This window comes from Methyloceanibacter sp. (assembly GCF_058506495.1).
In genome coordinates, this window is sequence record NZ_JBZMXT010000052.1 from 1 (window position 1) to 15,020 (window position 15,020).

General features: G+C 59.8%; 17 protein-coding genes and 1 pseudogene. 12 read left to right on the forward strand and 6 right to left on the reverse strand.

The features are described from left to right. The 5 genes and pseudogenes from AC33YF_RS09655 to moaE form a co-directional block, all read left to right on the forward strand. Nucleotides 1–211, forward strand: a pseudogene (locus AC33YF_RS09655) (short-chain dehydrogenase); the annotation flags it as partial. 128 nt (nucleotides 212–339) lie between these two features. After that, a complete protein-coding gene (uvrC, locus tag AC33YF_RS09660) occupies nucleotides 340–2,256 on the forward strand; it encodes an excinuclease ABC subunit UvrC (protein WP_491776996.1) in 1,917 nt (638 codons plus the stop codon). A gap of 12 nt (nucleotides 2,257–2,268) precedes the next feature. Further along, a complete protein-coding gene (gene pgsA, locus AC33YF_RS09665) occupies nucleotides 2,269–2,958 on the forward strand; it encodes a CDP-diacylglycerol--glycerol-3-phosphate 3-phosphatidyltransferase (RefSeq protein ID WP_491776997.1) in 690 nt (229 codons plus the stop codon). A gap of 11 nt (nucleotides 2,959–2,969) precedes the next feature. Continuing rightward, a complete protein-coding gene (moaD, locus tag AC33YF_RS09670; RefSeq protein ID WP_491776998.1) occupies nucleotides 2,970–3,224 on the forward strand; it encodes a molybdopterin converting factor subunit 1 in 255 nt (84 codons plus the stop codon). A 34-nt stretch (nucleotides 3,225–3,258) separates the two neighbouring features. Beyond that, nucleotides 3,259–3,717, forward strand: a complete 459-nt coding sequence (gene moaE / locus AC33YF_RS09675) for a molybdopterin synthase catalytic subunit MoaE (RefSeq protein ID WP_491776999.1) — start codon at nucleotides 3,259–3,261, stop codon at nucleotides 3,715–3,717. A 647-nt stretch (nucleotides 3,718–4,364) separates the two neighbouring features. Here moaE and bluB read toward each other — a convergent pair. Both bluB and AC33YF_RS09685 read right to left on the reverse strand, forming a co-directional pair. After that, the gene (bluB, locus tag AC33YF_RS09680) at nucleotides 4,365–5,087 is read right to left on the reverse strand and encodes a 5,6-dimethylbenzimidazole synthase (RefSeq protein WP_491777000.1); all 723 of its coding nucleotides are present in this window, start codon (nucleotides 5,085–5,087) and stop codon (nucleotides 4,365–4,367) included. 496 nt (nucleotides 5,088–5,583) lie between these two features. Continuing rightward, complete coding sequence (locus AC33YF_RS09685; RefSeq protein WP_491777001.1) at nucleotides 5,584–6,474, reverse strand: branched-chain amino acid aminotransferase; 891 nt, start codon at nucleotides 6,472–6,474, stop codon at nucleotides 5,584–5,586. A gap of 261 nt (nucleotides 6,475–6,735) precedes the next feature. On the opposite strand from AC33YF_RS09685, the gene AC33YF_RS09690 reads away from it, so the two are divergent. From AC33YF_RS09690 to AC33YF_RS09710, 5 genes are read left to right on the forward strand one after another with little or no spacing between them, the layout of a single operon-like run. Then, complete coding sequence (locus tag AC33YF_RS09690; protein WP_491777002.1) at nucleotides 6,736–7,338, forward strand: MarR family winged helix-turn-helix transcriptional regulator; 603 nt, start codon at nucleotides 6,736–6,738, stop codon at nucleotides 7,336–7,338. Next, nucleotides 7,335–8,066, forward strand: a complete 732-nt coding sequence (locus tag AC33YF_RS09695) for a response regulator (RefSeq protein ID WP_491777003.1) — start codon at nucleotides 7,335–7,337, stop codon at nucleotides 8,064–8,066. The genes AC33YF_RS09690 and AC33YF_RS09695 overlap by 4 nt, the downstream gene beginning before the upstream one ends. Beyond that, a complete protein-coding gene (locus tag AC33YF_RS09700; protein ID WP_491777004.1) occupies nucleotides 8,066–9,481 on the forward strand; it encodes an ATP-binding protein in 1,416 nt (471 codons plus the stop codon). The genes AC33YF_RS09695 and AC33YF_RS09700 overlap by 1 nt, the downstream gene beginning before the upstream one ends. 21 nt (nucleotides 9,482–9,502) lie before the next feature. Continuing rightward, on the forward strand, nucleotides 9,503–9,835 hold the full coding sequence (locus tag AC33YF_RS09705) for a hypothetical protein (RefSeq protein ID WP_491777005.1): 333 nt from the start codon (nucleotides 9,503–9,505) through the stop codon (nucleotides 9,833–9,835). Between the two features lie 53 nt (nucleotides 9,836–9,888). Beyond that, the gene (locus AC33YF_RS09710; RefSeq protein WP_491777006.1) at nucleotides 9,889–10,383 is read left to right on the forward strand and encodes a four-helix bundle copper-binding protein; all 495 of its coding nucleotides are present in this window, start codon (nucleotides 9,889–9,891) and stop codon (nucleotides 10,381–10,383) included. 15 nt (nucleotides 10,384–10,398) lie between these two features. Here AC33YF_RS09710 and AC33YF_RS09715 read toward each other — a convergent pair whose 3' ends face one another. From AC33YF_RS09715 to AC33YF_RS09730, 4 genes are all read right to left on the reverse strand, one after another. Continuing rightward, complete coding sequence (locus AC33YF_RS09715; RefSeq protein WP_491777007.1) at nucleotides 10,399–11,082, reverse strand: hypothetical protein; 684 nt, start codon at nucleotides 11,080–11,082, stop codon at nucleotides 10,399–10,401. A gap of 115 nt (nucleotides 11,083–11,197) precedes the next feature. Beyond that, nucleotides 11,198–12,019 carry a pyrroline-5-carboxylate reductase gene (gene proC / locus AC33YF_RS09720; RefSeq protein WP_491777008.1) on the reverse strand — a complete coding sequence of 274 codons (822 nt, stop codon included), beginning with the start codon at nucleotides 12,017–12,019 and terminating at the stop codon, nucleotides 11,198–11,200. Between the two features lie 86 nt (nucleotides 12,020–12,105). Beyond that, nucleotides 12,106–12,603: a type III secretion system chaperone family protein gene (locus AC33YF_RS09725; protein ID WP_491777009.1), complete on the reverse strand. Its 498-nt coding sequence runs from the start codon at nucleotides 12,601–12,603 to the stop codon at nucleotides 12,106–12,108. Nucleotides 12,604–12,796: 193 nt separating this feature from the next. Further along, nucleotides 12,797–13,060, reverse strand: a complete 264-nt coding sequence (locus tag AC33YF_RS09730) for an accessory factor UbiK family protein (protein WP_491777010.1) — start codon at nucleotides 13,058–13,060, stop codon at nucleotides 12,797–12,799. A 213-nt stretch (nucleotides 13,061–13,273) separates the two neighbouring features. Here AC33YF_RS09730 and lgt point away from each other — a divergent pair, with 213 nt between their 5' ends. Both lgt and AC33YF_RS09740 read left to right on the forward strand, forming a co-directional pair. After that, a complete protein-coding gene (gene lgt / locus AC33YF_RS09735) occupies nucleotides 13,274–14,101 on the forward strand; it encodes a prolipoprotein diacylglyceryl transferase (RefSeq protein WP_491777011.1) in 828 nt (275 codons plus the stop codon). 38 nt (nucleotides 14,102–14,139) lie between these two features. After that, nucleotides 14,140–15,020, forward strand: an 881-nt coding sequence (locus tag AC33YF_RS09740) for a class I SAM-dependent methyltransferase (protein WP_491777012.1), incomplete at its 3' end; no start/stop codon positions are given.

The following is a 15,020-nucleotide window of genomic DNA, read 5'->3' on the forward strand; positions in this document are numbered from 1 at the left end:
CGCCATAGCGCCAGGACCTGTCCTACCTTTCGCGGGTCAATCCGCAGAGGACTTCGAGCGTGAATGCGATGACACATTGTTGAAAAGGCCGGTCCCCTTAAGTGACATAGCAGGGGCGGTCCGGTTTCTCCTGGAAACGGGATCGGTGACAGGCCAAATGATCGCGTTGGACGGCGGGCGGCACCTCAATTGGCGCCCAGACGCCACCTAGGGCATATCGACAGCCTGTATTTGTATAAAGCAGCATGCCACGCGGGGGCTTGAAGGGGGCACAGGCCACCCCAACGTGTCCGCAAAGATGCTTGCGCAATACCGCTGGCGACAATGCAATAATACCTCATGACCCCGGCACATTCTGAGAGCGAGACAGAAAAGCCGCCGCTCGAGCGGGAACCAGGCGACACGCCAGAGACTGGCGCAAGCGTGATTGCGCGCCATGCGAAGCTCGCGCCCCCTGGCCCTGGCGTTTACCGGATGCTCGATCAAGACGGGCAGGTTCTCTACGTCGGCAAGGCACGCCACCTCAGAAAGCGTGTTCAAAGCTATGCGCGCGGAACAGGCCACAACAACCGTATTGCGCGCATGATCGCCGACACGGCAGCCATGGAATTCGTCACCACGAAGACGGAGATGGAGGCGCTCCTTCTCGAAGCGAATCTCATCAAAAGGCTGAAGCCACGCTACAACGTGGTTCTACGGGACGACAAATCGTTCCCGTTTATTCTGATCGCACGCGATCACCCTATGCCACAAATCCTGAAACACCGCGGCGCGCGCAATCGCAAGGGCGATTATTTCGGGCCCTTTGCCTCGGCCGGCGCGGTGGGGCGGACCATCAATACGCTGCAGCGAGCGTTCCTCTTACGGTCATGCTCGGACGGCTATTACGAAGCCCGGACCCGCCCTTGTCTGCTCTACCAAATCAAACGATGTAGCGCTCCGTGCACCGGGGAAATATCGGCGGAAGACTATGGCGCGCTGCTGGACGAAGCGTTGAGCTTTTTGCGCGGTGAGAGCGATGAGGTGAAACACCGGCTCCGCGCCCTGATGGAGGAAGCCAGCGAGTCTCAGGATTATGAGCGCGCGGCGGGCTTCCGGGACCGGCTCACTGCGCTCAGCCACATTCAATCGCACCAGGGCATCAACCCGCACACCGTGAAGGACGCCGACGTGTTCGCGGCTTACCAACAGGCCGGGCAGACGTGTGTTCAGGTCTTCTTTTTCCGTGCCGGGAACAATTGGGGTAACCGGGCCTACTTCCCTCGCGCAGACAAAGCTCTGGCAGTCGAAGAGGTTCTCGAAGCCTTCATTGCGCAGTTCTACGACGATAAGCCGGCACCGCGCCATATCCTGCTCAGCCACGAGATTGCGGGCCAAAGCCTTTTGGCCGACGCGTTGGAATTGAAGGCTGGACATAAAGTCGAGGTGCTTACGCCCCAGCGTGGCGAAAAACGCGAGCTGGTTGAGCATGTGCGGACAAATGCGCAAGAAGCGCTCGGTCGCCGCCTCGCCGAACACGCCTCGCAACGCGCGATATACACAAGACTCGCCGAGCTTCTTGAGCTTGAGGAAATGCCGGAACGCATCGAGGTTTACGACAACAGCCACATCTCCGGAACGAACCCGGTCGGCGCCATGATTGTGGCTGGTCCAGACGGGTTCCAAAAGGCGCAGTACCGTAAGTTCAACATGAAGGGCGAGGACCTGACGCCCGGGGACGACTACGGCATGATGCGGCAAATGCTGACCCGCCGCTTCAGCCGCCTCCTGAAAGAGCGCGAGAATGACGAAGAGGATAACTGGTCAATGCCAGACCTGGTGCTGATCGACGGTGGCCCGGGCCAACTCTCCGCGGCCCACGACGTCTTGGAGGAACTCGGCCTCACGGATATCAGTCTGGCGGCGGTCGCCAAGGGTCCGGACCGGAATGCCGGACGCGAACGCATCTACCGCAAGGGCAAGGACCCGTTGATGTTGGAGCCACGAGACCCCGTACTCTACTGTATCCAGACGCTGCGTGATGAGGCACACCGCTTTGCCATCGGCGCCCACCGGACCCGGCGAAAGAAAGGCCTCACCGCCTCGCCGCTCGACGAAGTGCCGGGGATCGGCCCTACGCGCAAGCGCGCGCTTCTACGACATTTCGGTTCCGCAAAGGCCGTTAGCCGAGCGGGAATCACCGATCTAGAAAGTGTTGGCGGCATCAGCGCGCAAATGGCAAAAACCATCTACGATTTTTTCCACGAACGCGGTTAGCACCGGCGTCCATTGCGCTATGTTGGCAACCACGAACTTCAGTTGAGCGATCGCAATATGTCGGAACAAGGATTAGCGGGACGAGGCGTGCCGGATGGCCACCATGCCAATCGTGGGCGTGATGCGAATCGACGTAACTTCAGCAGTCTCCCGAACATTCTGACCTATGCCCGCATCGTCGCCGTACCGGCCCTGGTGGCCTGTTTCTTCGTCGAGGCAGACTGGGGCCGTTGGTTGGCCATGTGGATCTTCATTGCCGCAGGCGTGAGCGATTTTCTCGACGGCTATCTGGCGCGCGCCTGGCAGCAGCAAAGCGCGCTCGGTCAGATGCTGGACCCGATCGCCGACAAACTGATCGTCGCAGCCGCGCTGCTGATGCTGGCCGCCAATGGAACTATCGCCGGATGGTCCCTCTGGGCCGGCGTCATCATTCTGTCCCGCGAGATTCTTGTTTCCGGTTTGCGTGAGTTCTTAGGCAGCCTCAGCGTCAGCGTGCCTGTGTCCAATCTCGCAAAATGGAAGACCGTGGTGCAGATGGTTGCCATCGGCTTTCTGCTTGCCGGTCCCGCCGGCGACAAGGTCTGGCCGTACACGACGAATTTCGGCCTGACCTTGCTGTGGATCGCCGCCATCCTCACGCTCTACACCGGCTACGATTATCTGCGGGCCACACTCCGCCATCTCATGCCCGGCGACAAATAGGTCCTGCAGCCATGACACGCCTCCTATACTTCGCTTGGGTGAAGGACAAGACGGGCATCGCCGCCGAAGATGTTGACCTGCCGGAAAACATCGACACGGTCGCCGGCGTCATCGCCTGGCTGAAGACGCGCGGACCTCAATATGAAAACGCGTTTGCGCAGAGCGAGGCCATCCGCGCCGCGATCGACCAGACCCATGCGCGCATCGACGCATCGGTCGCCGGTGCCAAAGAGATCGCGTTCTTCCCGCCCGTCACCGGCGGCTGAAGATGACGCGACTAGGCGCACTCGGAGGCCGATCGTGATCCGCGTTCAAACCGGCGACTTCGACATCGGCAAAGAGATCGAACGCCTCCGTGCCGACCGCACGGACATCGGCGCCATCGTGACGTTTAGCGGCACTGTCCGCGACGCGCAGCGCGACGACGGAGGCGCGGTCACCGAGATGACCCTGGAACATTATCCGGGTATGACCGAGAAAGAACTCGCGCGCATCGAAGAAGAAGCGCATACGCGTTGGCCGCTTCAAGCCTCGCTAATCGTCCATCGTGTGGGCACACTGAGGCCCGGCGACAATATCGTGCTTGTGATCGCCGCCTCGGCCCATCGTGAAGCCGCCTTCGAGGCGGCCAGCTTCCTCATGGACTATCTGAAGACGTCTGCCCCCTTCTGGAAACGCGAGAGCGGAGCCGAAGGGGAGCGCTGGGTGGACGCCAACGAGAAAGACTATCGCGCAGCGACCCGCTGGCGCGAAGACTAGCCCCGCAGGTCAGGCGCCTGCACGAACTGATCTGCCTCCCCCAAACAGCCCTCAGTAAGGACGACCGCCAGGCCACTATCCCCACCCAATTCGCCGCACCACGTTTGAGGACTATATTAGTTTTCATGCGTCGAGCACTCCGTCGCCGTCCAACAGTGGCTTCGACAGATCCTCGCGCGAGCTTGATGTGTTGCGGACCGCTCTTTCGGCGAGCTTTTCGCGACGCTTCGCTCTTGTGGGCACGCGGGCGCGGTTCAGGCCGGAAAGGCGGAAGAGAGAACGAGACCGGCTCCGCTGGTCTTGAGCTTTTGCAGAGCCCCACCCCCTCACCGCACCCTGACGAGGCGCGCGCCTTTGGGCAGCGATGTCTGCGCGGGCCCCCAGCCGCAGATCGTGCGGTAGTGGCAAATGCCGTGCGTGCAGATGGGTCGTCTTCGGCAAGCCCGGCAGCGATAAACCGGTTGGCAGCCCGCGCAACGGACGAGCTTCTGGCATACGGGCGCAGACTTCGCCTGCACGAGCGTTAGCATAGACGCGGACGCATCGCTGACCGGCACAGCAATCCCGACAAGAAGCGCAAGCCCAAACAGCCCGGCAACGATGCTCACGTAACGCAAGGTTCGCCCCCTTACGACGGTGTGTCCCCGCTAACGCCGTAGCACGATATCGTCCGTGGTGTGACGATATTCCCAGCCGGCGCGCTGCAAGAGAGGCGTGTCGTCTTGCGTTTGCGGATAGCCCACACAGAGATAGCCGATGAAGATCCAGTCTTCTGGCACATCCAGTGCCGTCGTGACGCCTTTGGGATCGATGATCGAGACCCAGCCGACGCCAATACCCTCCGCCCGCGCCGCGAGCCAGAATGTGTGCACCGCCGTTACCACCGAGTAGTCGATGGTCTCGGGCATGGTCATGCGGCCAAGCCCATAGCCCTGTACGGTCTCGCGATCCGCATAGACCGCGATCTGCACCGGCGCCTCGTCCATGCCTTGCAGCTTCAGCCGCGCATATAGCGCTGCCCGGTCAGGTGCCTGCTGGGAGAGCGCCTCGGCGTTGCAGGCTTCAAAGTTCGCGCGGATCGCGGCGCGGCGCGAAGGATCTTCCACCAGAACAAAACGCCACGGCTCGCTGAGTCCCACAGAAGGCGCAAGGTAAGCGAGCCCCAGAAGGCGCTCGATCGTGCCATCGGGGAGCGGCTCGCGCTTAAAGCGGCGCACGTCCCGTCGCCAGCGCAGCAGATCGTAGAGCCTCGCGCGGAATGCTTCGTCAAAGTCAGGTGCAAGCTCACGCGCACTTTCGCCCCCTGTGGGCTCGGGCCGATCCGGCTCCTTGGCCTCACGCTGCTGAAACTGTTCGCCGAACGCTTTCATGGGACGCGAACCCTAGCACGCTTGCGCGCAAAGAAAGGGCTTCTGTCGGCTCCTTGCGCGGTGAAATCTGCGTCGACGCAGCGGCACCGAAAGTCGTCGGGTGCCCTCTCCTGACCCGACACTATGGCGGCTTGCTAGCATAGGCTTTTATTCCTAGATTGTTAATAGCCTAATCTGGCGTCCCCTGCATTCGGGACCGCGTACAACCGCGCCTCTGCTCTTGAGTAATGTGCATGTATTTTCCTGCAAACAATTCACTAAGTGCATGTTTCAGAAACAGCTAGAAGTTGCTCATGACGTTCGGCCGCCCAGCCCGAATGTCAGAAGCGTCCTTGCCCCAGCCTGGATGCTTCCTCATCTCAGCCTTGCGGCGGTTCTCCGGTCCATGCCGGGAGCCGCCGCATTTTTTTGGCGAGTACCTGCCGCACCAATGCGCCAGCGAAGCGGATCGGTCTTTCAAGTTTTGCTGAGACTGAAGAATAGGTCGTTGCGGTGGCTAGCCCGCAGCAGCGATATCTTTCGCTGGCCGCACGAGCGCCGCGTAGTCCGCCATGAGGGTGCGCGTGATTTCGCCGGGTGCAAAGTGGTAGTCCCCGATGGAACCGACCGGCATAACTTCCGCCGCAGTGCCGGTCACGAAACACTCGGTGAACTCCGCAAGCTCTTCGGGAAGAATGCGCTTCTCGACCACATCCCAACCGCGCTGCTTGGCAAGCGCCATGACCGTGCGGCGGGTGATGCCGTCGAGGAAACAATCCGCGATTGGCGTATAGATCACGTTGTCTTTCACGAAGAACATGTTCGCGCCTGTGCACTCGGCAACGTAGCCGCGCCAATCCAACATGACCGCGTCCGCGAAGCCGGCATTCTCTGCGCGGTGCTTCTCGACGGTGCAAATCATATAAAGGCCCGCGGCCTTGCTGTGTACGGGAGCCGTGGCGGGGTCAGGGCGACGGTACTTGGCGAAACAGAGCTTCATGCCTTTCTCGATCGCGGCCGGATCGAAATAGGCGCCCCACTGCCAAGCGGCTATGGCCACGTTGATCTTCGTCTTTTGGGCGGAAACGCCCATCTGCTCACTGCCGCGCCAAGCCAGAGGACGGACATAGGCATCAGAAAGCTTATTTGCGACGATGACCTCACGCGCCGCCTTGTCGAGTTCAGCGACGGTATAGGGCACTTCGAAATCGAGAATCTCGGCTGACTCCCGCAGACGCTGATTGTGCTCTGTCAGCTTGAAGATCTCGCCGTCATAGGCACGCATGCCTTCGAATACAGCGCTGCCATAGTGCAAAGCGTGGGTCAGGACGTGCACTCGCGCGTCGGTCCAGGGGATCATCTCTCCATTGAACCAAATGAGGCCGTCGCGCTCATCAAAGCCCGGCATGAGTTTTCTCCACTGACTGGGGCGCGCCCTTTGTCCCGCGAGCGTCTTCGCGCACAAGACATGCCCCGAACGAACGAACCACACGACCCCTGTTCGGAGCAATTGCGCGAGGGCCCGCCGGGGCGTATCAAGGAGCATTAAGTCAACATGGCTGACATAATCCAAGCCCAAATATGTGTCAACATGACTGACCTAAATGCACCTTTTTCTCTCGACCATTAGAGGCCGAGAACTAGACACATCGGGCTTCGCGCGAACGGCATGGTTGTGACCGACACGGAGACACAGAAAAACACGACCGAAGACTCGGCCATAAAGGAACTGGCCGATGAAGACTTCGGTATCGAAGACCTCGCCGCCGAGGCTCTGGCTACGGAACAGCTGCATGGGTTTGCGGAGCTTCTCTTCTTCGCCTATCGCGACTTCACCGGCGACCCGGATGCGATCCTTGCCGATTTCGGATTTGGCCGGGCGCACCATCGCGTCCTGCATTTTGTGAACCGAAACTCCGGCCTTCGCGTCGCCGACCTGCTGGATATCCTCAACATCACCAAGCAGAGCCTGTCCCGAGTTCTCAAGCAGCTCATCGATCAAGGATACATCACCCAAAAGGCCGGCGCCGCAGACCGCCGGGAACGGTTGCTCTATCCGACCGAAAGCGGAAAAGCGCTGGCTCAGCGGCTGGCCGCACCGCAAATGGTCCGACTTCGTGCGGCGCTGCAAGCTGCCGGTCCGGAAGGGGAGACTGCAGTCCGCAGATTTCTGGAATCGATGATCAATGCCGAAGATCGGCCCAAAGTTTCCGCCATAACGAATATCGAAGCGCGAAATGCGCTGCGAAAAGACAAGGGCAAACCCAGTTGAACACGGCAACGCGCACCAAAAACAAGACCGGGTTAGGCCCGGAAGACAACGCACCGCACATCCTGATCGTGGATGACGACAGCCGCATTCGCGATCTTTTGGCGCGTTACCTTCATGATCACGGTTTTCGCGTGACCGTAGCAATCGACGCGGAGAGCGCTCGTGCGCATATGCGCAGCCTTGCATTCGATCTGATCGTACTCGACGTCATGATGCCAAAGGAGTCCGGCATCGACTTTGCTAAGTCGCTGCGGGTGGACAACCAGATACCGATCCTGATGCTCACAGCGCGCGCAGAGCCTGAACACCGCATCGAAGGTTTGGAGACTGGCGTTGATGACTACCTTGCCAAGCCCTTCGATCCACGCGAGCTGCTCTTGCGCATCGGCAACATCCTAAAACGCGGCGCCCAGGCCGCACCGTCGGGCGAAATTCGCATGGGCGATTTCATCTTTCATATCAGCCGCGGCGAGCTACAGCGCGATGGAGAAACCGTGCGCCTGACTGAACGTGAACGCGAACTCTTGCGCTACTTCGCGCAGCGACCAGGAACGCCTGTATCGCGCCATGAACTCGCGAAGGGGTCGAACAAGGATATTGAGATCGGCGGCGAACGCGCTGTAGACGTCCAAATCAATCGCTTGAGGCGAAAAATTGAGAACGATCCGGCAAACCCTGTTTACCTGCAGACCGTGCGCGGCAAAGGGTACATACTTTACTCTGAATGATGAGCGCTATCTCCGATACCGCCCGCCCTCTCCCTGAGGAGCACGCCAAAGTCGAGCGGCAAGGACCGCTCAGATGGCTGCTGGCGCGCTTTGGCGAACAGATGCCGAAGGGTCTCTACGCGCGCGCACTCATCATCATTATCGCGCCGATGGTATTGCTCCAGTCCGTCCTGACCTTCGTGTTCCTAGAGCGTCACTGGCAAACCGTCACGCATCGTTTGTCGACCGGAACGGTGCAGAACATTGCGATGTTGATCGACATGTACAATGAGCTGCCGAAGCAGCATAACGTCGATACGCTCACAGATCTGGCGGCGAAAAATCTCGGCTTGCGTGTGAGGTTCGAACCGGGTGAGGAATTGCCGCAAGTCCGATCAAAGCCGTTCTTCGATCTGCTCGACTCAACGTTGTCCGATGAATTGAAGGGGCGCATCGGCCGCCCCTTCTGGATCGATACTGTTGGCCGATCCGACTTTGTCGACATTCGCATAAAGCTAGATGACGCTGTTATGCATGTGCTGGCGCGGCGCAGCAAAACTTATGCATCCAACTCACACATTTTCATTGTGTGGATGCTCGGGACATCGGTTGTCCTCCTCACAGTCGCGATTCTGTTCTTGCGCAATCAGATTCGGCCGATCCTGCGATTGGCCCATGCCGCAGAGAGCTTCGGCAAGGGACGCCCCATGCCTCAGGGATTCAAGCCGCGCGGCGCGCGGGAAGTGCGCCAGGCGGCCCACGCGTTTGTCGAGATGCGCGACCGCATCGAACGTCATGTGGAACAACGCACGCTCATGCTCGCTGGGGTAAGTCATGACCTTCGAACGATATTGACGCGTTTTCGGCTACAGCTCGCAATACTGGAGGAAAACTCAGAGGTTGACGCCATGCGCGCCGATATCGACGAGATGCAGGCTATGCTTGAAGACTACATGGCGTTCGCGAAAGGCGATTCAGGCGAGGCCATCGGTTCCGTGAATGTGGGCGAGGTTCTGGGCGAGGTCAGTTCTCAAGCTCATGGTGGCAAGGCGGACCTCGAGGGCAAAACTGTTGAGGTCCGTATCAAGAATGAGCCGCTTGTGGTGCGCGTCCGCCGACACGCTTTCAAACGAGCAATCTCGAACCTTGTGAACAACGCCGCACGCTTTGCGAGCACCATTCGCATTACCGCGGCCAAGACTGATGGGGTCTTGACGATCGAGGTAGAGGATGACGGCCCCGGCATTCCGGAGGAAGAGCGGGAGCTTGTTTTCCGGCCCTTCTATCGTATTGACCATGCGAGGAATCAAGACTCTGGATCGACGGGTCTGGGACTAGCGATCGCTCGGGATATCGCGCGTATTCACGGCGGCGACATCAAACTTGATGAATCGTCACTTGGCGGATTGAAGGCCGTGCTAACATTGCCAGTGTGAGTCGAAATGGGAGGTGCGCCCATGTGGAAGGCAATTGCTTCAGTTGCCGCGATGGTTGCAGCCGCAGGCCTTACGCCAGCGCTGGCGGACCCCGATACCGAGGCCTTTCAAAACGACGAAATGCCGGGCTCTGAAATCCAGATCGACATCGGCAAAGATGGTGCCGATATCCATCGAAAAGACGGCAGGAAGCTGTTCGGTGGCGGCATGAACCTGACGGAAGAGAGTCAGGATCTCACACCGCTCGACGACCCAGACAGCCCGCTCGCGCCGGACCCAATTGATACCGAACTGCCCGGCGAGGGACCCGAAAGTCTTTCGGGGCCTGACGACGAAGATCCGCTGCCCTACTAGTAACGTAACTATTTAGCGCGTTGAAACGCGCGACAACGCGAGTGAGGAAAACAATGACCCAGTCCCCCTCAAGCACGATTGGCACAAAGAGCACTGACAAGCCGGTCACGAACCGCCGCGATCTTTTGGCCGGCGTAGCCCTCGCAGGACTTGCGATCCCGCTTGCCGGAAATGCCGCAGCCGAAACTGGGCACGAGCATCACCATCATCACGCTGCCCACCATCCGGAATTGACGAAGCTGGCGCTTGACTGCGTGGGTCTCGGAGAAGCCTGCGTGGCACACTGCATCAAGTTGCTGGGCACTGGCGACACGTCGCTAGCGGACTGCCTTACCGCCGTTAATGCGATGCTGCCGATGTGCGGGACGCTTGCCCGCTACGCAGCTGCCGACGCCAAACGCCTCAAAGATCTCGCGGCCGTATGCATCGATGTTTGCGACGACTGCGCGAAGGAGTGCGAGAAGCATCCCGAGCACGCGGAGTGCAAAGCGTGTGGCGAAGCCTGCGTCGCCTGCATTGACGCTTGCAAAGAACTGATTGCGGCGTAACGCGAGCCGGCGCCCCTAAGCGGAAGACGGCGCTGGATCAGGATCAGGCGACGGCTTGCCATTCGGCCCATCCTTGCGTTCGAAATTCCGCTTCAAACCCCGCACAAGCCCGCAAAAAGTCTCACACGCTCTCTCAAGGCTCTGCATTCCCCGCTCGCCATTCGCTAGGCCACGGTCGAGCGTCGCCATGGTCTTGTCGAGCGACGACGAGTCGTCTTCAAGCCAAACGCTGAATGCTTTTCCGTAGACGGCGGACAGACCAGCAACGCGCACGAGCGCCCCTGGGCCATCAAGCTTGGCACCTGCATTCGCGAGCGTCCAATATTGCGAAACCATCCGTGTACATACAAACATCGAGGCCTCGCCAGGATGGCAACGAAAATAAGCCGCGATGTGCTTCAGAGCTTCCTTCTGCGGCGTCATGACATCAAACCGCGTCATAAGCGCATCGAAAACCTGATCGCGCACGCTATCGTCTGGCCCTGCGGGCTTGCTGCGCGCTAGGACTTGTGCGTCAACCTCGGCCTGGAACGCGCGCAGAATGTCATTCTTGCAGACAAACTCCCGGCGCAGGTCCGCCATCGTCAAATTTGCTTCCTTTGCAATATCGGCAAGGCCAACATCGCTCCAACCGCGTGTCGCAGCCAGCGTCATGGCCGCCATCACTGCCCGGTTCCGTCTGGAGAATTCCTCGAACATGGCCATACTCCTCTGTGGGACAACGTGTTTCGGCGTCTTCGTTTCTTAGACGATAGGCCGAATTCATGGACACTGAAAGACGGAACAAGAGGAGTTTCATGCGCCCAAAGCGACGCTAAGACGACAACTCCCGCGACCGTTTCGCAGCTTCTGCCACGGCGCGAGTCAAGAGCCTTTCCATCGCCTCTTCTTCCATGAGCACCTTAAGCGCGGCGGCGGTCGTCCCCTTTGGCGAAGTGACATTGGTTCGGAGCGTCGCAGCGTCGTGCTCCGACTTTTTCAGGAGCGCGCCAGCGCCGGCTACTGTTGCGCGCGCCAAACGCGCGGCAAGCTCAGCCGGCAGACCGGCTTCGATGCCCGCGCGCTCCAGCGACTCAACAAGATGAAAAACGTAGGCTGGACCGCTGCCAGATACCGCCGTCACGACGTCCATCATCGCCTCGTCGTCTATCCAGACCACGTCACCCACGGCCGAAAGCAGCGCTTCACATGCGTGACGCTGCAAATCGCTTGTGCTGGAGTTGGCGACGCAGACCGTGATCCCTTCGCCCACCCCCGCCGGTGTATTGGGCATGGCGCGAACGACTGAGCAGGACTCTGGTAAGGGCCTGGCCAGGCTGTCGAGCGTACGCCCTGCTGCGATGGACAGAATGACTGTCTCAGACCCGATATGTGGTGCGACAGCGCTCAGAACCGTGTCAGCTAGCGCGGGCTTTACAGCGAGCACAATTACCGCCGGCGCTTGAGGCAAGACTGGCGCCTCTCCCGCCATGATCCCGTGTGCATCGGTCAGGCGGCGCATGCTTTCAGACAGCGCAGGGTCTTGAACAAAGACGGTCGCGGGATCGAGGCCACGGCCCAGCCAGCCCTCAAGCAGGGCCCCTCCCATTTTGCCTGCGCCTACCAGAAGCAGCGGGCCACTCAGGGCAATTGCCATCCGTGAACCTGCCTCATCGGGACACCTCTCATTCCCGACAATCTAGATTGCCGACGTTTATCCGGTCACCCCTCAAGCCTCTGCTGCTAAGCCGTTCCTCGGGTCTCAAGCATCGTCGCCGCAAGAGCTTCATCGGCGGACTTTCCGGCCCACAACACGAACTGAAAGCTCTGATAATAGCGCTCGCAGGCCTCCAACGCCGCGGTCAGAAGCCCCTCACACTGCCCGGCATGGGTCTTCGCGCCGGCCAAGAGCAGTCCATTGCGATAGAGCAGCATTCCGTCTTGTCGCCACAGATCGAAGTGGCCGAGCCATAGCTGCTCATTGATACTTGCCATGAGCCTATAGACTTCGGGCAGCCTGGTATTGGTCGCCCGGAAATCGAAGGCGCATGCCAAATGCAGCGCCTCCAAATCTTCTCGCCAGTTCAAGGAGATATGGTAATCACACCAAGAACCGGCCACCGACAATGTTAGTTCGTCGGTGGTGCTGCGTTCGAAAGCCCAGTCGCGAATGGTGGCGATCTGCTCCACCATGTCGACAGGATTTGTAAAGTGGTCGTACGTCGCTTCCATCGAAGCCATGCGTATCCTTTCGGGGCCGCGTTTGGGGGGTCCGCGCACGAAAAACAGCAACCGCGAATCATTAGATGAATCAGTTATATACCGGCGAGTCCGCGTGCAAAACGGCACCGGAGTCCCTGACTGCGGAATTGCTGTGGATGGAGCGAAAAATCTGTGGATGAATCAGAGACTCGACTCGACTCTGCGCCAAGCGTTATCCCGCGTTATCCACAGCCAGCTTGGACTCAAGGTCCGCGATCCGGGCTTTGAGCATCTCATTTTCCTCTCGGGCCTTCTGTGCCATCGCTTTGACGGCCTCGAACTCCTCGCGCTGCACGACGTCGAGTTCGTTCAAGACACGCTCCGCCTGGCTGCGCATCACACCCTCGACCTCTTGCCGAACACCGTCGGCAGCACCGACCGCATCCGTTAGAAGCTTGCCCAACTCGTCGAAAAACCGCCCGCTGGTCTGTGTCATGTTACGCACTCTCCGAAAATGTCCTGCGAGGCCGCCATTTAGCCGAGACCTCGCTTAGCGAAACTGTCATTTGCGCGGACTATTGCGTAGCGCGTTCGCGGAGGCAAGCGGACCGGGCCGAGCCCTCAGCGACATCTTGTCGGAGCCAAGGGCGCGCTTGACAGAGTTGAAACCGCAGCCGAGGGTCGCCCCGACCAAGCTACCCGAGGCAGCATGCATCTCTTTGTCATTCCATTCCCGATCGTCAATCCTGTGGCGTTTTCCATCGGTCCAGTCTCAGTCCGATGGTACGGCCTGGCCTATCTTGCGGGCATCCTTGCGGGCTGGCTGTATGGGCGCCACCTCGTCGCGCGTGCCGACCTGTGGAATGGCAAACCGCCCATGACACTGCGCCAAGCGGATGACTTTCTGCTTTGGATCACGCTTGGCATTGTGGTCGGTGGCCGGCTCGGCTTCGTTTTGTTCTACGAGCCCAGCTTCTTTTGGCAGAACCCCGCACAGATTCCCGCCATTTGGAATGGAGGCATGTCGTTCCATGGTGGGCTGCTTGGCGTCGTTGTCGCCGTATATCTTTTTGCAAAGGCGCAAGGGATCAACCCGCTGTCACTTGGTGACATCGCGTCGGCTGCCACGCCGTTTGGACTCTTCTTCGGGCGCATAGCCAACTTCATAAATTCAGAAGTATACGGTCGCCCAACAGACGTGCCCTGGGCCATGGTCTTTCCAGGCGTCGATGATCTCCCGCGGCACCCGAGCCAGCTCTATGAGGCCGCCCTTGAGGGCGTTGTCCTCTTCATTATCCTGCGCATCGCCACGCACCGCTATAAGGAGCTGAATCGACCAGGCACGGTTTTCGGCCTGTTCCTGATCTTCTACGGCATTTTTCGATCGTTCGTTGAAGAGGTCGCGCGCGAGCCGCATCCGGGGCATCCATTGGATATCGGCATCCTCACTCCCGGCATGGTCTATTCGATTCCGATGTTGCTTATTGGGATCTGGCTCATCTGGCGCGCGCGCCGGAAGGCGGCCGTTGCGGCTTAACGGACGGCACCATGGCGCCGACGCGGAAATCGACCAGCATGGAAAGCACGCTTCTCAGCGTCCGCCTGAAGGCACAAATCGCCCGGATCGGCCCAATCGGTGTAGAGCACTACATGGATGTCTGCCTCTCGGATGCTGCGGCCGGCTACTACGCATCGAAGCAACCCATCGGCGCGGCAGGCGATTTCATTACGGCGCCAGAAGTCAGCCAGATATTCGGCGAGCTCCTAGGACTATGGGCGTACGCCTCATGGCAATCGATGGGATCGCCGCAACAAGTGGTTCTGGCAGAGCTCGGGCCTGGGCGCGGGACGCTCATGGCGGACGCTCTACGCGCCGTGAGCCGTTTGCCCGGCTTCATGGATTGCGCGACCGTCGCGCTCGTAGAGACCAGCCAGCCACTGCGCCGCGCTCAGGAAGAGACACTGGCGGGCGCGGGTGTAAACGTCTCCTGGCATGAAACTGTAGAGTCGCTGCCACGAGGGCCGCTGATTGTAATCGCCAACGAATTCATCGACGCGCTTCCCATACGCCAGCTCGTCTGGCGTGAGGGTCAATGGCACGAGCGTTGCGTGCAGATTGCCGCCAATGGCGGCTTCGAGTTTTGCGAAGGTCCGTCACTCGTCGTTGAGGACTTAAAACGTAACGCCGAGTCGCGTCAGTTGCCTGAGGGCTCGATCTTGGAAGTTAGACCTGCAGCGAATGCCGTGATCGCCGCCCTAGCCAGCCGAGGCAAAGATTCACCGCTCACCGCACTGATCATCGACTATGGGCATGAGACGACCGAGTACGGCGATACGCTTCAGGCCGTCTCCCGGCATAAATTCGCGAACCCGTTACACGCGCCAGGCAATGTTGATCTGACGGCCCATGTGGACTTTGGCGCCTTGAAGGATGCAGCACGCGACAAGGGACTGAC